This is a genomic window from Mesorhizobium sp. M0040 (assembly GCF_040323505.1).
Taxonomy (GTDB): domain Bacteria; phylum Pseudomonadota; class Alphaproteobacteria; order Rhizobiales; family Rhizobiaceae; genus Mesorhizobium.
In genome coordinates this window covers 198294-217342 of the sequence record NZ_JAMYVA010000005.1, presented here as the reverse complement: position 1 = coordinate 217342, position 19049 = coordinate 198294, and the positions used below count along the sequence as shown (strand labels likewise).

Below are 19049 nucleotides of genomic sequence, written 5' to 3'. Positions count from 1 at the left end.
CGATAGCCGTTTCGCCAGTAAACGCGACAGACCCTTCTCCAGGCGCGCCGGCGGCGCCGGCGCGGCATGTGCCACCGGCGATGATAGACTGGTTGCAACTCTGCTTGAGTTTCGTCGTCGTCGAAGGTCTCGACATCCGGCGCCTCGAGTTCATCGAGAATGCCGCTTCTGGCAGTTGGAACGCCGGCCACTGCGTTGATTGGCCGAACTGTGCTTGCAAGGGCCGCGGCCCCGGCAATGCCAAACATTCCTGTCAAAAATAGTCGCCGATCCATGGAAACCTCCCAGTCTTCAACCAGCGATAGAACAAGCTAACGATGGTGAGATAGCGCAGTCGGTGCAAACGCCTAGTGCCGCACGGCGATTGGCGGTGGTCCGGTCGGCCGGAGGGTGTTGCCTCGTCCTCGAAGTGGGATGGCTACCTCGATCGACAAACACCGGAGCTGTCTGAATGGATGGCGGGCCGAGATCAATTAAGATCGAATGACGTCTACGCCATAGCCACGCAATTTCACGCTACTCGCGTTGCAAGGAGGCTTGACTGCCATCCTACCAGAAGGTAGGTAAAAGCGTGAGCAACTTGTCTACCACCTCTGATGACATCCTAGCTTGTGCACGTTCACTGATCGTCGCTGGCGGCTACAACGGTTTCAGTTATGCCGACATTGCTGAAGTGGTCGGGATCCGTAAGGCGAGCATCCATCACCATTTCCCAAGCAAGGTCGATCTGGTTCGGACGCTGGTTGCGCGGTATCGCGAAGAAACTGAAGCGGGGATGGCGAATGTCGAACTTCACGAATCCGATCCGCTCGAACAGTTGCGGATCTATGCCGGGTATTGGGAAGCCTGCATCGCGAACGCCAGCGCCCCGTTTTGTATCTGCGCGCTGTTGGCAAGCGAGCTCCCCGTGCTGCCCGAGGAAGTTGGCCTTGAGGTCCGGGCGCATTTCCGCTCGCTGTCAGCGTGGCTGACATCGGTGCTGGACCGCGGTGCGCGGCACGGCCAATTTCGACTGATGAGTACCCCTCGTGCCGAGGCTGAAGCGTTCATGGCGACCGTTCACGGCGCGATGCTTTCAGCACGGGCCTATGGCGATCCGAAGGCATTCGCCGTCGTGACGGGCCCGCTCCTGGAGCGGCTCCGCGCTTCCCCCCGGATGCGGGCCTAGATCTCAACTAACCATAATAGCAATCACTCTGCGACGTTCGTCGAGAGTCCCTACCTACTAGTCGAAAGGACGATCCAATGACGGTTCACAGTGGCGATCTTTCCCGCGCCAGCCAGGAACAATGGCTCAAGCTTTATTACTTCGCTCGGACGGCGTTCTCGGCTGTCTGGGTGGCGGCTGCCTTTACGATGGGACAGCATTCCGGGGTGGTCGCGGCGGTTTTGCTCGTGGCTTATCCTGCATGGGATGCTCTCGCCAATTTTGTCGACGCATCGCGCAGCGGAGGATTGGGACAGAATCGCACCCAGACCATCAACGTCGTGGTCAGTGTGGCGACAACGCTCGCGGTCGTTTTTGCGCTGAAGATGAGCATGAATTGGGTGCTGGGCGTGTTCGGCCTATGGGCCATCCTGTCCGGCCTGCTTCAACTCGGCACCGCCGTCCGCCGTTGGAAGAGCTCTGGTGCGCAGTGGGCGATGGTCCTGAGCGGAGGGCAATCAGCACTGGCAGGCACGTTTTTCATCGCGCAGGCGCGGATGCCGATGCCGCCATCGATCACCAACGTGGCCGGCTATGCCGCAGTAGGCGCCCTCTACTTCCTGGTTTCGGCGGTGTGGCTGAGCGTGAGCCAATTGCGGCGGAAGGCTGCATAGGCCCGCGATCTTAAGCCATTACCGGCGCGATGAGAGATGCTGTTACCTATGGGTCCGGAATGGACCATTCCGAAGTGGCGGAGAGGGAGGGACTCTAACCCGCATTCGGGCAAAACACCGGATTCCCGCCAGTTTCCAGGCGGCTGGCCCTTCCAGCGATACAATCAGCGATGCATAGCACGATACATGGCTCCTGGGAGCCCGGTTTCTCACAGCAAGCGATCGCCGCCATTCGGTGCTGCTGTCTAACGTTGCCCCGCGCGACACGACGTACGGGCGGCCGGCAACGCTCGACGAGTTCGAGGAATGATTGAGCGTGTGAGTGATCAGCACTTGCGTCGATCGCGCTGCTGTGATGTGCGCGGGGGTCAAACGTCTCGATGGCGAGACACGCCGCCTCGTCCTCTTGGACGGAGTCGCAAACGTGATGTGCTAACACGATGATGAGAGGCAATGTTTGCCTACGCATGGGTCATTGCGAAAGCCAAGCTCATTGGGATCGACAGGAAGATCGCCGAACTGATCGAATTGCGCGGCCTGATTCATCACCTGGTCGAGCACTGCCACGGCGACGAGCGGCCGGATTGCCTGATCATCGACGAGTTGGCAGGACAAGGCATGGCCCAGTGAGGCGAACAACCGCCCCAGCGGTGCTGTCGCTTGTTGCGCCTCCGGCACCGTCCGGCTGCCGACGTTGGACTAGCCTACGAAGCCACAGAGGGCGACACGAGCGGTTTCGAAGGCAGCGGCGAACGTCTGTGCGAGCATGCACATCGTAGCGTCGTCGGGCGGAATGGTGATAGCGGGGGACCGCTGTCTATGGAATCGCGTCAAATCACCGGTACATACATCGGCTATTTGAGGTTCGCCTCAAGCTTTTCATCCCCAAAAGAATTGTCTCCCAGGTGCGGCTCGATATCCGAAGCTTGGCGATCCTGTTCCACATACTTGCCCTCACGTCCGTACCCTCAGCGCCTGCTCCAGCCTGTCGGCAATCTGGGTGACGATATAGGCAATCACCATGTAGATCACGACGGCAATCACGAAGGCTTCGAGGTAGTAGTAGTTCAGCGCGGCGGTCAACTGGGACTGGGCGAAGATATCGACAACCTCGATGGCGAATCCGAGAGAAAGCGCCTTCATGATGACCATCATCGAGGTTGTGAGGTCGGGAATTGCCGTGAGAGCCACCTGGGGAAACAGAATCCGTCGGAACAATTGGCCGTTCGTATAGCCAAGCGAATGGGCGGCGTCTGATTGACCGGTGTCGAAGGCGTTCAAGGCTCCCTTGATAATCTCGGATTGGAACGCAGCGATACAGCCTGTGACCGCAATAATAAGTATGACCGAGTTGGGTGTTTCATGGGCGTTGAAGTTGACCCCTAGCAACGAGAGCAGGAACTGGAATGCCGGCGGCAGACCGAAATAGGCGAGGAAAATCACGATGACCATCGGAACGCCCTTGAAGACGATCTTGTAAGCCATGATGAGCTCTCGCAGCACCGGAACTCGTCTATATTCGACGAGTGCGAAAATACTGCCGACTATCGTCGACAAGACGAAAATCGTGAGCGCCATTCCAAGCGTTACAGGTACGGCGCCCAGAATTTCCTGGGTGTCCTGGAGCAAAATATCGGTCTCGAACATGGTTGAATACCCTTTAGGTCAGACGCTGGCGATGGCCGCGTTCTTGATCTGAGCTGTTGTCGTGGCCTCAGGCGCCTGCATCGGCGAGCGAAGCTCGAACAAGTGCACGATGAACCAGGCAATCAGGCACATCAGCGCATAGACGACAGCCAGGACGAGGTATGTTTCGAACTGGTACTGGTTATAGTCGCGCTCCATGATCAAGTGCGCGGTCGCCATCACGTCGGCCGCCCCAATGTACATGACCAGCGCAACGTTATGGATCAGGTAGATGATGGAGTTTCCATAGCCCGGCAATGCGAAGTGCACCGCTTGCGGGCCCACGATGCGGGTGATCTTCTGGCGAAAGGTATATCCGAGACTGTCGGCTGCATCATGCTGGCCGCGATCGACGGCCAGGTATGCGGGCCGCAGGACTTCCGACAGATAGCCGCCATGGTAAAAGCTCAGTCCGACCATCGCAGCGATCGTCGGCGAGAAGAAATCTGCGGAGCCGAACAGCGCCACCAATAGGGGGAGCCCGTAGAACGCGACGAACAACTGGAGGACGACGGGAACGCTGCGGGCATAGGATACGTAGAGGTCGGTGAGGTGGCTGACCACTGGTATCCTGCGAATCCGCAATGTTGTCGCAACGAGCGCCAAGCAAAAGCCGACCAACATGGCGGTAAACGTGATAGCGAGCGTCAACGGCAATGCCGAGAGCAACTCGGGAATCATAGCAGAAACATCCACTTTGAAACACTCCTTCTTGCAATTCAGCCTCGCCGCTGACGATATCTACTCAGATCGCATCATTTCATATACTTGACGATGCCTTCGCCAAACCACTTCTGCGAGAGCTTTTCGATCGTGCCGTCGTCTTTCAACTCCTTGAGAACTTTGTTCACGTCATCGACCAGAACCTTGTTTTCATCTGACCTGTGAATAAGCATATAGGTGTTGTTGCTGAAGACTGGTTCGGACGCCACGACGTCGAGCTTCTTTTCATCGATGACGGTCTGCTCACCAAGATTTGAAGGCAGGACCAGCGCGTCGAACTTGCCGTTCTGAACCTCATCCAAACGGTTTGGATACGGGATTCCGGCGCTCGACGCCGTGACGTCAAGCTTGTATTGCGGATTTTCTTTTTGCCAGTTCATGATGAACTTATAGGTTCCGCCGCCAGCCGTGGTCGGAACGATCCTCTTGCCGACCAGATCTTTCATTTCTTTGATGCCGCTGCCTTTTTTGCTGTAGATCTTCATCAGGCTGGCGCCCATGGGGTTTTCCGGAATGAAGAACTGCTTGGCGCGCTCGGGTGACTTGTAGTAACCACCGACCGCGATGTCGTATTTGCCTGTGGCCAGACCGGTTTCCTGCGCGATGTCGGAGACACCTTCCATTTCGAACTTGTATTGCGGCAGCTTTGCGTTGATCGCCCTCAGCAGATCGGGTTCATACCCTTGCGGCTCGACGCCGAGCGCGCCCCAAGCCAATGGCTTGGATTCGGCAGAGGTCGCGATCTTGATTGTCCGAACGGTCTGACCATAACTGATCCCTGCTGTCGCAAGGGCAATTGCGATGCCGCCGGCGACGGCCAGGCCATAACGACGCGAAAAACTGGATTTGATTACAGACATTTCTTGGGTTCCCTTCTTGTTGGATTATTGAAAAGCGAGTTCAGACTGCAGGAATTGAGCAAGTCGTGGGCTGGAAGGCGCATCGAAGATCTCAGCCGGACTGCCGTCGGCGGCAACCACGCCACGATCCATGAAGACGATCCGGTTCGAGATGTTCTTTGCGAATTGCATCTCGTGGGTCACAAGCAGCGAGGTGATGCCGGACGACGTAACGTCCTTGATCACCTTCAGGACTTCACCGACCAGTTCGGGGTCCAGCGATGATGTCGGTTCGTCGAAGAGCATCACGTCCGGCCGAACCGCCAGCGCACGTGCGATGCCTGTACGCTGGAGCTGGCCACCTGAGAGCTGGGACGGATAGCTGTCCCGCTTCGCTGAGAGGCCGACCCTTTCGAGCTCTCGCAGCGCGATTTCACGCGCCTCGTCCGTGGACTTGCGTTGCACGACGACCAGCGGATCCATGACGTTCTGGAGGACGGTCATGTTCTTGAAGACGTTGAATTGCTGAAAGACCATCGCTGTCCGGAGCCGGATCGCCTGGATGGCTGCCTTGTCGGCGCGCTGATAGTCCATCCGAATCTGGTCGAACGCGATGGTTCCAGATGCAGGCTTAACCAGGTAGTTGATGCATTTCAGCAGGGTGGTCTTGCCGGTGCCGCTTGGGCCGATGATTGACACAACGTCACCTCGCTTTACCGAGAGATTGACACCGTTCAGGACCTGCGTGCTTCCGTAGGACAGCTTTATATCTTTGAGTTCAAGCATTCTGATTGGTGCCCTTCAGAGTGTGGGACGGAGTGCCTTGATCGCATGCGAAATCATCACCCGCTCTCCGCATGGCCGAGAACGTGCATGAGCCGGTTTGCCCAGCCGAAGATCGATATGGCGTGGATCAGGTCGATGATCTCGCGGTCATCCATGCCGACTGATCGAAGCCGGGCGATATCGTCTGCCGTCGCTTCCGGCGGTGCCGCCGACAGGCGGCGGGCAAAGCTGTAGATTGCCGCATCGCGTTCGCTGAGCGCTTCAGGTTTGTCGAGATAAAGTGCGGTGACCACTTGGTCGCTCTTGGTCAGCTCTGCATGCCTGCGGGCGTGGACAACGGCACAGAATTTGCAGCCATTGACGATCGAGGCCCCCAATGCGCCAAGTTCGCGATCGGGACGGGCGAGCCCACCCTCGACGTACATGATCGCGTTGAACAAGATGGTGCGGGCAAGATAGCTTTCCGGATCATGGACAAGGGTCCGTACATATTCCGAAACTTTCTTGGCGGAGGGTGTAACCTTCATCGCATCGAGCTGTTCCGGCGTGGCCTCGGACAGCTCGACCGGCGCGATGTATGGCTGCCAGTTCAGCGGCTTCAGGCGCACCGAGGAAATCATGCCGACCTCATCAATCGCAAGCCGGTCGCTACCCGCGTCTGGAAGTTGACGAAGGCAATCAGTTCGGAGAGCGCGACGATCTGAGGATTGCTCAATCCGGCCTGGGCGAGCAGGGCGATGTCGCTCGCCTGCGCCTTTTTCGGCGTCAACGTGACCAGGTCGGCGTGCCGGGCGATAGTCGCCAATGGCTCTTTCAGAGCCGTTTCGCCCTGGGCCACGGCCAGAAGCTGCTCTGTCGCATCAAGCTGAGCCAATTGCGTGTCAAATTGCTCTACCAAGGCAGCATCGCCATTCAGGGCGGCCATGCGACGAGCAAGAGCAACGCGCAAAATCGGCGCCAATCCTTGGTCGTGGGCCGGGTGCAGTACGGAGATGCGACATTCCTCGGCCCCTTGCACGAATTCCGGCCGAAACCGACGCGCTCTGAAAAGCGCATCGTCCGGCGAAAGACCGGCGGCTTTGTCAATTGCGTCGATCACCACGCGGCCTCCTTCTGCAGCAAGGGTGTTGAATCGACCCATTCGTCGCCCAGAAGTTCGGGCGTGTCGTAGGCGATCAGATTGGCGAAGTGGGTTTCGACATCCTCGGCAAACAGCGATGCGGCAATGCCGCGGACGAGACGGTCGGCCCCGGCGCTGACGGCCGGGATATCGCCGGAGACCTTGCCATGGGTCAGCATGGCGGCGTCGTTGAAGCAGTGGATATGCGCCAGCATCGGGCAGGAGCCGGGGACGCGTTCGCGAAACTCGAAGGCGGGACCGAGATCCGGCGCGTCCGACATGCCTGCACGAGCCGGCCCCATATCCGGCCTATATCGGCCATCCGACCACGTGCGGATATGTGGGGCGATCGCCGCAAATTCCGGGCGGCCGCTGAAGTCATTTGAAAAGCCGGTTGCCGCGATCAGGAAGTCGTAGCGCATTGGCCCCTGCGTGGTTTCCACCAGCAGGGTCCCTGCCTCCTCCTTCACTGCAACTATGCCGCAGTCGAGAAGGAACCGAGCATTGGGGTGGCGAGACACGCGAAGTGTCGATGAACGCGGGGGCGGTGTCTGGGTCGAGGCGGTATAATCGAAGAATTTCCACTTCCAGGGGTCGGGCAAGTGATGCATACCGAGTACAACACCCGGGCTGCCAATACCGGTCAGCTTGTTGATGCGCGGCATTTCCTTGCGCCGGATCAACATGTCGACAGAGCCGGCTCCCGCCTCGAGTGCGGTTGCGGCATTATCCATGGAAGAGGCACCGGCACCGATCACCGCCACGCGCTTGCCTTTCAGCGCATCGAAATCGATGTCGTCGGCAGAATGGGCCCAATAGGCGCGATCGATGCCGCTGAGGAAATCGGGCACGGCAAAACCGCCCAAACCGGACCGACCGGTGGCCAGAACGAGACGACGGGTGAGGACCTGGCCGGTTTCCGCGCCCTCGATATCGATCGCAATCAGATCTCCAACGGGTGTCAGTCCGGTCATGCGCACACTGTTGCGCACCGGCAGACCGAGAACCTTGCGGTACCAGACCAGGTAGTCCATCCACCGGCCCTTGGGGATTTTGTCCAGCGACCGCCAGGCCTCAACGCCCCATTGCGCCGTGAACCAGGCGCGGAACGTCAATTGCGGCAGGCCAAGCGACGGGCCGTTGAGAGTCTTCGGTGACCGGAGTGTTTGCATGCGGGCAAACGTTACCCATGGTCCCTCGAGCCCGGCCGGAGCCGCATCATAGGCCACGACATTGGTTATCCCGGTCAGCACCAGCTTTGCCGTGGTAGCAAGTCCGCACATGCCGGCGCCGATCACCACGACATTACGGACCGGCACGCCATCGTGCGAACGCGCGGGAACCCATGGCTTGGCGGGCAGTTCGAGAAAATCGAGATCTTGCGCGAGCTGTGCTTCGAGCGCAGCAAGACCTGTCGGCGTTGGCGCGGCGGGGGTATGCTTCATATTCCTGTTCCGTGATTTGTGCCGGATGCAGGATCGCTCACCAATTGGCCAGCGAGGATCGGATCTAGTTTCTTGAAGCCGACGATCGACCGTTCAGCCACCGCCTCGACCGCATCCATCAAAGCTTGCGCGACTGGACGAAGGGGGCGTTTCTCGGCAGCCACAACGCCCCAATAGAAAAGAACGGTCACGTCGATCGGGCGAATGACGACCCCAGGCAGGGCCACGCCATAGGCGGTGAGGGGATCAATCACAGCCGCAACGCCAGTCCGCCGAACGATCTGCAACGCGCCATATGCAGTATTAGTCCGGATCACTGGCCCTGTATCGATGCCCCTGGCCGCCAATGCCATGGAAACATGCAACTGGAAACGCAGGGGGTTGAGCAATGTGGCGACGCGGCGACCGGCAAAGGCGGAAAGCGGTATGACGTCAAGTTCAGCCAGCGGATCGTCCTCCCGCACGGCAGCAACATCAGGCGCCGAATAGAGCCGCAGGACATCCAGACCGGGCGTATCGAGCGGCAGGCTCGAAAACCCGATCTCGGCACGTCCGCTGCGCACCTCCTGGGCGACGATCGAGGGGAGAAACTGCCCCAGATGCGTCTCATGCGGAAGTTCGACACCTTTGAGCTCGGCCATGGCCGTCGGGATCAAGCCAGTACCGATGGCGGAAGTGGTGACAATCTGCAGGATTCGCCCCCGGCCGGCGGCAATCATCTTGGCCCGCGCGGCAAGCTCGGTGAAGGACATCAGCAAACGCCGCGCCTCCTCCTCGAAGGCCACACCCTCCTCGGATAACTGCACCCGCCGACCGACACGGTGCAGCAATTCGAAGCCGAGCTCGGCCTCTAGATCCTGAATGGTACGTGTCACTGCGGGCTGGGAACGACCGAGCATGTCAGCCGCCTTGGTAATGCTGCCGCTGGCAGCAACCGCAAGGAAGGTCTGAAGGTCGCGGGTTTCCATGTTATCTCTACATGCACAATCCGTATGATTGACATCGTCTCATTCATTTTTGATATATGTCAAGCGGAAACGAATATTCGTTGCGGCATGTTGCAATCGCGGGCTCAGGCCAGAACCCAAAGAATCCGACGATGGCAGATGCGGCTCCGATTTGTGGAACCTCCTAGTGAGAAATGGAGGCTGACCCGGTGCAATGTCCGCAACAGGAGGGAATTATGCGGGTCAGTATTCTAGGCGCCGGAGCGATTGCTTATGGCCTTGCCGCCTATTTGGCGGAAGCTGGGCACGACCCTATGCTTTGGTCGCCGTCCGGGGAGCGCACCAAGGCGCTGGCCGCAGGCGAATTGCTGAAGGCCACGGGGGCTATCGAGGCAAGGGTACCGGTGCGCATCGCTAAGGACTGTAAGGATGCCATTGCCAATGCGGACGTCGTCATGATCGCGCTGCCGGCTAACGGCCACAAGATGGTGATGGATGCTGCCACGCCTCATCTGAGCGAGGGTTTGCCGGTCCTCATCAGCTCTCACAGTTCCTTCGGAGCGCTGTATCTCTCCAAGCAGTTGGCGGAGCGCAACGTCAGCCTGCCGATCGTCGTTTGGGGCACAACGCTCGTAAGCGGCCGCCAGCGCGGACCGATTGATGTCGATATTGCCAGCGTTCGCCAGAAACTTGATGTTGCGACGCTGCCTTTCGATGCGCTGGACCAAGGGTTCGAGCTTTGCACGACCTTGTTCGGCGATCGTTTCGTCAAGCGCGACGGTCTGCTTGCGATCGCGCTCAGCAACCTCAATCCGCAGAACCATCTGGGAATTGCCCTTCTCAATCTCACACGCATGGAGAAGGCCGAGCAGTGGAGCCAGGGTGGAAACGTCACCCCGGCCGTTGGCCGCTTTATCGAAGCTCTCGACGTCGAACGATTGGCGATCGCTGCCCATTTTGGCATAGCCGTGCGCACCGTCGAAGAGCATTTTTCATTGTCGTTTCACGTCCCTATGGGTACCGTTTCGGAAATGAACCAGGAGATGGATCGCCAAGGCCGCGGCGGCTTGGGCCCGTCAACTATCGAAAGCCGCTATGTTCTGGAGGACGTTCCTTTCGGGCTGCTGCCGACGGTACTCTTGGGGAAGATCAGCGGAAACCCAGCGATCCTCCATGAGGCTGGAATTTCGATATTCTCTGCAGCCTATGGTCGCGATCTTAAGGCAGACAATGATATCCTTCCTGCGCTCGGCATCGAAGGAATAGGAAAAGTGGATCTGGAGAACCTTTGCCGTAAGGGTTTTTAGCGACTCTTCACACGTGAGGCAATCGGCTGTCAGCGACACTTCCCGTGGCGCGTCAATCAAACCGCTCTCATCTCTGATCAATCCGCTGCAAGTTGTTGCGGAAGCCGACGGATCGGCTTCCGTTCTTATATCGGGGGCGCGCAGGGGCTAGATCACGCGCTTGATGTCGATGTAGTTCCCTTCTGTCGTGATCGTCAGCGTTACTTCTCTGTCACCGCGATTCCGCCAGAACCAACCGTGATTTCCGTCGAAGGCGGCTTCAATGGCACCTTCGTCAGCGGGAACGCTGCGACCTTTTTCGTAGCTGACGGACTGACCGCCGCCATCGCCGTGCGTCTCGAAGTTCACCACGCCACCGTCAGCTGTCCAGGAAAAGTTTGCCTTGGCGCCCTGCCGCATCACGAGCTTGACTTCGGCACCTTGGCCTGGCGCCAACGTGAAGGATAGCTCGTCTTGCCTTCCATCTGGGCGGATCGGGGCTTCCGAGGTTGCTTCGGCGACAGGCGCTGCAGCAATGGCCGGAGCCTCGGCAGGAGCAATCTCTCCAACCGTCACATTATCTTGGGCAACGGCCTCCCCAGTTGGGGATGGCTGCGACGCGGGCTGTTCGGCGGTAAGGGCAACGAGGAGGTTTTCAATTCGGTCCATGCGCGCCATCAACTCGGCCGGAGGGACCATTTGCGTCATCCGCTCGGCCGAAGCCTTCGCGCTGGCCATTTCGTCCTCTGCCGCCTCGGCTGCCAACTGTGTCTTGATTTCACCCATATTGGTGAGGCCGAGCAATCTGCCTGCTCCGGTCGGGTCGATCGCATACTCGGACGGCATGACGACCGTGACGAGCAAGGCAAGCGCCGTCAGCGCGGCAATGAAGGTGGAGCGCTTCAGCTGCGCTGACGTCGGCAAATCGGCGCGGCTGGGAAGGTCGGTGTTGTACATGATTTCGATTCCTTATGCTGCGACAAACAGGCCGGTGAGCTGATATCCGATCAGCAGGAAACCGGCCGTCATCATGATGACGTTTGCGGTATAGGCGTGGCGCCAGAAGCTTCGTGTCCGGCGCCAGTAGCCCATCACGATCAGGATGGCGCCAAGGGCCAAGAGCTGCCCGATCTCGACACCGACATTGAAGGCCAAAAGGTTGGGCACCAGGCCGTCCGACGAGATGTTGTATTCGATGATCTTCGTCGACAGGCCGAAACCGTGGAAGAATCCGAAGACCAGCGTCGCGACCTTGGTGTTCGGCTGGAAGCCGAGCCATCGCTGGAACGCGCCCATATTGTCGAGTGCCTTGTAGACCACGGACAAGCCGATGATCGCGTCGATGATGTAGCTGTTGATGCCGACGTTGAAGTAGACGCCAAGCAGCATGGTCGTGGAGTGGCCGAGCGCAAACAGGCTGACATAGATGCCGATATGCTTCATCCGGTAGAGGAAGAAGATCACGCCGAACAGGAACAGGATGTGGTCGTATCCGGTCACCATGTGCTTGGCGCCGAGATAGATGAAGGGCAGCACGTTGATGCCCGAGATTTCCTGGATATAGCCCTTGTCGCCCTCGGCCACGGCGTGGGCGAAGGCAGCCCCGCCCAGGAGCGGCAGGGTCATGAGAGCGATAAGCAGGGGCAGGGTGGGTCGCCAACGCGCGCGGCGCGAGCGTGACCGACCCCGGTCGAAGGGTCCTTGCATAAGATTTCCAATCTTCGTCGTTGAGGGTAGCCGCGTGAGCGGCCGCGATCATGCGGCGAGGAACGGTCTCGGCGGTCGCTCGAGCCGGAATGTCGTGCCCGGATCGACGAAAGTCGGCGGATAGTTCAGCCAGCCCCGTTCGAGCTGTGGAACGGTCGGTGCGAAGTCGGCGGGCGTACTCGCTGTCTCGTGCGAGTGGTCTGCCGCATTGTGCCCGTGAAAATGGTCAGAGCTCTGCTCGCCGGAAACGCCATCATCATGTGCGTGGCCATGATCTTCGATCTGCGCGGCGGCTCCGCCTTGACGTTCAACCGCGGTGGCAATCGCGATCGGATCGTGTGAGGTCGAATAGCCGAAAGGACGCAGCACGCCGAACATCATCGCTAAAGCGATGACCAGGCAAAAACCCGTGCTGTGGATCCGATTCGGCATGAACGGCGATTATTCTCTAAAATCCTAACGAATGGTTTTTGCTACATCAGAATCGAGGCCTCTTTGAGACTTGCATATCCCCTCCAGGAGGATAGTATCAAGCTATGAGCGACCAATCCCACACCCACGAAACCCACCCCGATATCGTCAAGCGCCTGAAACGGGCCGATGGACATCTCAAGGGCGTAATCGAAATGATCGAGGCGGGCCGGCCCTGCCTCGACCTCGCCCAGCAGCTCCATGCTGTCGAGAAGGCCATCTCGCAGGCCAAGAAGACCCTGATCCAGGATCATCTCAACCATTGCCTTGAAGACGTCGTCGGGCCGTTGGCGCGCGAGCAGCGCCGCTCGATCGACGAGTTCAAGGACATCACCAAGTACCTGTGAGAAGCGCCATGATGGACAAAGTTCGCGATTGGTTTGGGTTTGGCCCGATGACGCATGGCATGGGGGGCCACGGACATGATCACGGTGATGGTGGCCACGGCCACACCCATGGCGTCATAGATCCGACGATCGCCACGACGACGCGCGGCATATGGGCGATCAAATGGTCATTCGTGGTTCTGGCCATCACGGCGGCGCTTCAACTCGTGGTCGTGTTCCTCTCCGGCAGCGTGGCGCTGCTGGCCGACACGATCCACAATGTCGGCGACGCGGCCACTGCCATTCCGCTGTGGATCGCGTTCGTGCTGGCCCGCCGCAAACCGAGCAAGACGTTCACCTACGGGCTGGGCCGGGTCGAGGATCTGGCCGGGATCGTCATCGTTCTCATCATCCTCTTCAGTGCCATCGTCGCCGGCTACGAGGCGATCGACCGGTTGATCAATCCGCGTCCCATCACGTTTCTTGGCTGGGTCGCCATCGCCGGCCTCATAGGCTTCATCGGCAATGAAGCGGTCGCCGTATTTCGTATCCGCGTCGGGCGAGAGATCAACAGCGCTGCGCTGATCGCGGACGGCTACCATGCCCGCACCGACGGCTTTACCAGCCTGGCGGTTGTCCTGGGCGCTATCGGCGTCTGGCTGGGCTTTCCGCTTGCCGATCCGATCGTCGGGCTGCTGATCACCGTGGCGATCTTCGCCATCGTCTGGCAGTCGTCGAAAGCAGTGTTGACCCGCATGCTCGACGGAGTCGAGCCCGCCATCGTCGATGAAATCCATCATTCCGCCGAACACGTGTCGGGCATCGGGCGCGTTGAAAGCGTGCAGGCGCGCTGGATCGGACATCGTCTGCATGCGGACGTTGCCATCAGTGTTCCGGGGATGGCAACCGCCAAGGACGTGCTGGGCGTAACCGAAGCCCTCAAGGAGGAGCTGTTCGCCCACTTGCCGGCGTTGGCGGAAGCCAATGTCCGCCTGATGAGCCCGGCCGGGCCGGCCGCGGAAACCTCTCATGCTCACCATCATGCGCCAGAGCCATTCAAGGTAGTCTGCGATCTGGCTGAAGGGACATTGGAAATCGTCGATACACCGGCCGGCGAGCGGATGCGGCTGACTATCGATCGTCACGCCGATGACTTGGCGGCGACGGTGATTATCGATCGACCCGAAGGGCCAGAGACGCTTCGCCTCGATCCCGTTGCAGACAACCATCATCGGCTTGAGAGCACCGTCGCCCCTGCTGAGCCGCATGAGTTCCAGGCGAGGTTGATCCTGGTCGCGAAGGGTCGCGAGCAGGTGCTGCCATTCAAGATGGTCGAGCCGGAAGGCCACCACCACTGAGACAGGCGGGCTGTCGCGCTACTTTCCTGGCTCGACGACCCCGAATCCGCTGCAAGAAGGCAAAATATGCTTCAGGTCCTGGCCGATCGCACCTACCGTCATCTCTTCCTGGCCCAGGTCATCGCCCTGATCGGCACTGGCCTTGCCACCGTAGCACTCGGGCTGCTGGCCTATGATCTTGCCGGCGCCGATGCAGGCGCGGTGCTCGGCACGGCGCTCGCTATCAAGATGATCGCCTATGTCGGCGTGGCGCCTGTCGCCGCTGCGTTCGCAGAGCGCCTGCCACGCCGCACCATGTTGGTTTCGCTCGACCTCATCCGGGCAGCAGTCGCGGTGTTCCTGCCCTTCGTCACCGAAGTCTGGCAGGTATATCTTCTCATCTTCGTCCTGCAGTCGGCGTCGGCAGGCTTCACTCCGGCCTTCCAGGCCTCTATTCCTGACGTGCTGCCCGAGGAGAAGGACTACACGCGAGCCCTGTCGCTGTCGCGACTGGCCTACGACCTGGAAAGCGTCGTCAGTCCCATGCTGGCGGCGGCGCTGCTTTCCGTCATCAGCTTCCACAGCCTGTTCGCCGGTACAGTTATCGGCTTTCTCGCCTCGGCGACGCTGGTGGTGTCGGTGGTCCTGCCGAGCCCTAAACCGTCGCAGCCGCGCGGCGTTTACGATCGTACCACGCGCGGATTGCGCATCTATCTGGCGACGCCGCGATTGCGCGGGCTGCTGGCCCTTAACGTTGCCGTCGCGGCGGCAAGCGCGATGGTGATCGTCAACACGGTCGTCCTGGTTCAGGCACAGTTCGGCCTCTCGCAAAGTGACACGGCGCTGGCGCTCGCAGCGTTCGGCGGCGGATCGATGATTGCAGCTCTTGCCCTGCCGCGGCTGCTGGAGAACGTCCCGGACCGGGTTGCGATGCTCTCGGGCGCCGCGATCCTGGTCGTGGGCGTGCTGGTGGGACCTCTCGCCGGCAGCTACTATCTGCTGCTGGCGCTCTGGTTCGTGCTCGGGCTCGGCTATTCGCTGGCGCAGACGCCTTCGGGCCGATTGATCAGGCGTTCCGCCGATGCCGTCGACCGGCCCGCTCTGTTTGCTGCCCAATTCGCGCTTTCGCATGCCTGCTGGTTGATCACGTATCCCATTGCCGGGCGCGTCGGTGCGGCGATGGGATTGCCTTTCACATTCATTCTGCTCGGCATCATTGGCGCCGCTGCCCTGCTTGCCGCGGTCTGGCTCTGGCCGAAACATGATCCCGACGTGCTTGTGCATACGCATGTCGATCTGCCTGAGGACGACCGGCACATCGGCGACGCAGTATGGTCGGAAGCGGGGTATGAGCATTCGCATGGCTACGTCGTCGATGATCGGCACCCGAAATGGCCCAAGACAAGCTGAGAACTCAACATGCTTGGCGAGCTCGCCATCTATGGCGGTTTATTTCTGACCGCGTTCGCGGCGGCGACCATCCTGCCGATGCAATCGGAAGCAGCCCTTGCGGGACTGCTTCTGACAGAAAGCTATGCCCCGACTCCGCTCATCGCCTCCGCAAGCGCCGGCAATGTGCTCGGCTCGATCGTGAACTGGTGGCTCGGCCGGGGCGTCGATCGCTTTCGCGACCGCAAATGGTTCCCGGTGAAGCCCTCCGCGCTGACGCGCGCGACGCGATGGTATCAGCGCTATGGACGATGGTCGCTGCTGTTGAGCTGGTTGCCTCTCATCGGCGATCCGCTGACGCTTGTGGCGGGAGCGCTGCGGGAGCCGTTCTGGAGCTTCCTTGCGATTGTCACGATTGCGAAGGTCGGCCGCTATCTAGCGCTGGCGGCGATGACACTGAACTGGATTTAGTGCTGGTCGAGACCCGTGTGCCGGCACCGCGACAGTACGTGCGACGGCACTTTCCTATGCCAAACGCAGCATTGCACGCCAAACTGGATTGCTAGATATGTCTATACAAATGGAAATGCATGTATACAATCGTCACCAATCAATCAAAAAAGGGGAACTGACATGATCACTCTCGACCGCCGCAATTTTCTCGCTTCCACCGCTGGCCTCGCCTTCGTCGCCGCCCTTCCGCGCAGCGCCTTTTCCCAAACGCATGAAACGCTGAAGATTGCCATCGCTGCGGAGACCGGCGATCTAGACCTGCTGCAGAATGTTTCAACGCTGAGCACCTACACCATCGTCTTCGATGCGCTGATCCACTACGGCCAGAACGGTGCGCTTGAGCCGGGACTTGCCACCAAATGGACAGTCGCCGACGATCAGCTTTCGATCGCCTTCGATCTGCGTGAAGGCGTGACCTTCAGCGACGGCACGCCCTTCGATTCCGCCGCAGCCGAATGGAACCTCAAGCGCTGGATGGGGGTGAGCGACTTCTCCTGGATCGGCATCTCCGACGCGTTCGACAGCATCGTCACGGACGGACCGAACAAGCTGACGGTCAAGCTGAAGCGGCCGGTGCCGGCGGCACTCCTCGAACTCACAATCGTGCGGCCTGTCCGTTTCCTGTCGCCCAAGGCAGTCGACAAGGATGGCAAGCAGACTGCGCCGATCGGAACCGGTCCATGGATCGTCGAAAAATACGATTCGAGCGGCACCAGCCTCGTTCGCAACGACAAATACTGGGGCGAGAAGCCGCTTTTCAGCCGCATGGTATTGAAGGTGGTTCCCGATGAACTCGCTCGCGCCAACGGCCTCCGCTCAGGCGACCTCGATGTCATCGGCGGCGACTGGGTGGCGACGCTGTCGCCGCGCCGCGCTCGCGCGCTGGAAAGCGACGGCATGAAGGTCGTAGCCGAGCCGGGCACCGCGACGATGCTGCTCGGCTATTCGCCGAAGTCGAAGATCATCGCCGACAAGGCCGTCCGTGACGCCGTCTATGCATCGGTCGACCGGGCGGCGATCGCCAAGGTCCTATTCGAAGGCTTTGCCGACCCGGCCGCCGATCTGTTCCCGGCGAACGTGCCTTCGTCGGGCAAGCGGCATGACGTGCCGGTGCGCGACGTGGCGGCGGCCAAGAAGATACTCGCCGATGGCGGCTGGGTCGACAGCGGCGGTGCTTGGACCAAGGCTGGCTCTCTTCTGACCATCGACTTTCTGGTTTCCGAAGAATCCCTGCCGGGATCGCGGCGCATCGCCGAGATGATCCAGGGCCAGTTGTCCGAGGTCGGTTTCCAGGTCCAGGTCTCTTCTGTCGATAACGCCACCATGCATGAACGGCGTCCGGCCTTCGACTATGATCTCGCTTTCTTCACCACCTATGGCGCTCCCTATGACCCTCACGGAACCCTTGGCAATGCCTTCGTCTCGACGGCAGACAGCGGGCCTGACGGCAAGATTTATGTCTCGGACGCGCTCGATGGCGTGGTCAAGGCTGCGCTTGACGCGAGTGGCGCCGAACGCGACCTGAAGATGCAGGCCCTCTACGATTGGCTGCACGACAACACCGCCATCTGTCCGCTTGTCGTCAGCCAGCGGCTGTGGGCTCACAATCCGCGCGCAGAGAACTTCTCGCTTCCGGCGACCGACTACGACTTGCCGTTCAAGGCGATCACCCTAAAGGCTTGAAGACTTCGAGTCCGAGTGAGGCCTGACGATGAAACGCACGATCCTGCGACGGATGCTGCTTGCCTGCCTTTTGATCCTGGCGGCATCCGCGCTGACATTCGCCCTGGTTGCGGCGGCTCCGGGCAATGTTGCGGCGCTGATTGCCGAGCGCGCGGCAGGTCCCGGCGCGGACGCCCAAATGATCGCCAAGATCGGCAACGAGCTCGGGCTCTACGACCCGTTGCCGATCCGCTACGGACGCTGGCTTTCCGGCGCGTTGGCCGGCGATTTCGGCATCTCACTACGAACGGGAAAGCCGATCTCGTCGGAGTTTGCCGCCCGCATCCCGATGACGGCTGCTCTGCTTGCCGGCGGCGGCGTTCTCGCCTTCATTTTGTCGATCACGCTTGGCATTGCCGGGGCCGTCAGCAATGGCGGCTTCATGGACAGGTTTCTGCACGCATTTTCGCTGATCGGCGCATCGACCCCCAACTTCTTCGTGGCGGCGCTGCTGGTGATCGTGTTTTCGGTCATGCTCGGCTGGGTGCCCACCTTCGGCACGAGCGGCTTCACCTCATGGCTTCTGCCATGGGTGACGATCGCGCTGTTCCCAGCCTCCGTTCTCAGCCGTGTCGTTCGGGTCAACCTCCAGGAAGCGATGTCGCGGCCGTTTGCGACCACTGGCTTCGCAAAAGGCTATACCAGAACGCAGGTGCTGCTGCGCGAGGCGCTGCCCAACATCGCCGTTCCGTTCCTGACGACATTCGGGGCGCAATTCACGCTGATGATCATCGGATCGATCGTGGTCGAGACGGTATTTGCATTGCGCGGCGTCGGTGCCTTTTTCATCGAGGCGATACGCTTTCGCGACTTCATCGGCATGCAGTCGGTGCTGCTGCTGTTTGTCGTCTTCTTCGTCATGGTCAATTTCATCGTCGACATGATCTGCATCGTCGCGGATCCGCGAATGCGCCGGGCGCGGGGAGCATGA

General features: G+C 60.0%; 21 protein-coding genes. 10 read left to right on the top strand and 11 right to left on the bottom strand.

The window, feature by feature from the left end:
• Positions 1–571: 571 nt before the first annotated feature.
• From NKJ91_RS07245 to NKJ91_RS07235, 3 genes are all read left to right on the top strand, one after another.
• Positions 572–1168: a TetR/AcrR family transcriptional regulator gene (locus tag NKJ91_RS07245; protein WP_352454997.1), complete on the top strand. Its 597-nt coding sequence runs from the start codon at positions 572–574 to the stop codon at positions 1166–1168.
• 77 nt (positions 1169–1245) lie between these two features.
• Positions 1246–1821 carry a DUF308 domain-containing protein gene (locus NKJ91_RS07240; RefSeq protein ID WP_352454996.1) on the top strand — a complete coding sequence of 192 codons (576 nt, stop codon included), beginning with the start codon at positions 1246–1248 and terminating at the stop codon, positions 1819–1821.
• A 453-nt stretch (positions 1822–2274) separates the two neighbouring features.
• Complete coding sequence (locus NKJ91_RS07235; protein WP_352454995.1) at positions 2275–2451, top strand: MerR family transcriptional regulator; 177 nt, start codon at positions 2275–2277, stop codon at positions 2449–2451.
• A 324-nt stretch (positions 2452–2775) separates the two neighbouring features.
• Here NKJ91_RS07235 and NKJ91_RS07230 read toward each other — a convergent pair whose 3' ends face one another.
• The 8 genes from NKJ91_RS07230 to NKJ91_RS07195 are packed head-to-tail and all read right to left on the bottom strand — an operon-like array spanning position 2776 to position 9388.
• Positions 2776–3468: an amino acid ABC transporter permease gene (locus tag NKJ91_RS07230; RefSeq protein WP_352454994.1), complete on the bottom strand. Its 693-nt coding sequence runs from the start codon at positions 3466–3468 to the stop codon at positions 2776–2778.
• A gap of 18 nt (positions 3469–3486) precedes the next feature.
• A complete protein-coding gene (locus NKJ91_RS07225) occupies positions 3487–4203 on the bottom strand; it encodes an amino acid ABC transporter permease (protein WP_352454993.1) in 717 nt (238 codons plus the stop codon).
• A 59-nt stretch (positions 4204–4262) separates the two neighbouring features.
• On the bottom strand, positions 4263–5090 hold the full coding sequence (locus NKJ91_RS07220) for a transporter substrate-binding domain-containing protein (RefSeq protein ID WP_352454992.1): 828 nt from the start codon (positions 5088–5090) through the stop codon (positions 4263–4265).
• Positions 5091–5114: 24 nt separating this feature from the next.
• Positions 5115–5855, bottom strand: a complete 741-nt coding sequence (locus NKJ91_RS07215; RefSeq protein ID WP_352454991.1) for an amino acid ABC transporter ATP-binding protein — start codon at positions 5853–5855, stop codon at positions 5115–5117.
• Between the two features lie 56 nt (positions 5856–5911).
• On the bottom strand, positions 5912–6475 hold the full coding sequence (locus NKJ91_RS07210) for a peroxidase-related enzyme (RefSeq protein ID WP_352454990.1): 564 nt from the start codon (positions 6473–6475) through the stop codon (positions 5912–5914).
• On the bottom strand, positions 6472–6957 hold the full coding sequence (locus NKJ91_RS07205) for a CMD domain-containing protein (RefSeq protein WP_352454989.1): 486 nt from the start codon (positions 6955–6957) through the stop codon (positions 6472–6474). Before NKJ91_RS07205 ends, NKJ91_RS07210 begins: the two co-directional genes overlap by 4 nt.
• A complete protein-coding gene (locus NKJ91_RS07200) occupies positions 6951–8420 on the bottom strand; it encodes an NAD(P)-binding domain-containing protein (RefSeq protein ID WP_352454988.1) in 1470 nt (489 codons plus the stop codon). Before NKJ91_RS07200 ends, NKJ91_RS07205 begins: the two co-directional genes overlap by 7 nt.
• Positions 8417–9388, bottom strand: a complete 972-nt coding sequence (locus NKJ91_RS07195) for a LysR family transcriptional regulator (protein WP_352454987.1) — start codon at positions 9386–9388, stop codon at positions 8417–8419. The genes NKJ91_RS07200 and NKJ91_RS07195 overlap by 4 nt, the downstream gene beginning before the upstream one ends.
• Before the next feature lie 215 nt (positions 9389–9603).
• Here NKJ91_RS07195 and NKJ91_RS07190 point away from each other — a divergent pair, with 215 nt between their 5' ends.
• On the top strand, positions 9604–10674 hold the full coding sequence (locus tag NKJ91_RS07190; protein WP_352454986.1) for an NAD/NADP octopine/nopaline dehydrogenase family protein: 1071 nt from the start codon (positions 9604–9606) through the stop codon (positions 10672–10674).
• Between the two features lie 147 nt (positions 10675–10821).
• On the opposite strand, the gene NKJ91_RS07185 is transcribed toward NKJ91_RS07190, so the two are convergent.
• The 3 genes from NKJ91_RS07185 to NKJ91_RS07175 form a co-directional block, all read right to left on the bottom strand.
• Entirely contained in the window at positions 10822–11610 is a 789-nt protein-coding gene (locus NKJ91_RS07185; protein ID WP_352454985.1) for a hypothetical protein, read from the bottom strand.
• 12 nt (positions 11611–11622) lie between these two features.
• Entirely contained in the window at positions 11623–12279 is a 657-nt protein-coding gene (locus tag NKJ91_RS07180; RefSeq protein ID WP_352454984.1) for a HupE/UreJ family protein, read from the bottom strand.
• 129 nt (positions 12280–12408) lie between these two features.
• A complete protein-coding gene (locus NKJ91_RS07175) occupies positions 12409–12741 on the bottom strand; it encodes a hypothetical protein (RefSeq protein ID WP_352454983.1) in 333 nt (110 codons plus the stop codon).
• Positions 12742–12896: 155 nt separating this feature from the next.
• On the opposite strand from NKJ91_RS07175, the gene NKJ91_RS07170 reads away from it, so the two are divergent.
• The 6 genes from NKJ91_RS07170 (at position 12897) to NKJ91_RS07145 (ending at position 19049) form a co-directional block, all read left to right on the top strand.
• Positions 12897–13178 (top strand): metal-sensing transcriptional repressor, encoded by a 282-nt coding sequence (locus tag NKJ91_RS07170; protein ID WP_352454982.1) that lies wholly within the window; start codon positions 12897–12899, stop codon positions 13176–13178.
• Between the two features lie 8 nt (positions 13179–13186).
• The gene (locus NKJ91_RS07165; protein ID WP_352454981.1) at positions 13187–14515 is read left to right on the top strand and encodes a cation diffusion facilitator family transporter; all 1329 of its coding nucleotides are present in this window, start codon (positions 13187–13189) and stop codon (positions 14513–14515) included.
• Between the two features lie 66 nt (positions 14516–14581).
• Entirely contained in the window at positions 14582–15904 is a 1323-nt protein-coding gene (locus NKJ91_RS07160; RefSeq protein ID WP_352454980.1) for an MFS transporter, read from the top strand.
• A 9-nt stretch (positions 15905–15913) separates the two neighbouring features.
• Positions 15914–16354, top strand: a complete 441-nt coding sequence (locus tag NKJ91_RS07155) for a YqaA family protein (RefSeq protein WP_352454979.1) — start codon at positions 15914–15916, stop codon at positions 16352–16354.
• A gap of 162 nt (positions 16355–16516) precedes the next feature.
• Positions 16517–18079: an ABC transporter substrate-binding protein gene (locus NKJ91_RS07150; protein WP_352454978.1), complete on the top strand. Its 1563-nt coding sequence runs from the start codon at positions 16517–16519 to the stop codon at positions 18077–18079.
• A 28-nt stretch (positions 18080–18107) separates the two neighbouring features.
• Positions 18108–19049, top strand: coding sequence for an ABC transporter permease (locus tag NKJ91_RS07145; protein ID WP_352454977.1), 942 nt, complete (start codon positions 18108–18110; stop codon positions 19047–19049).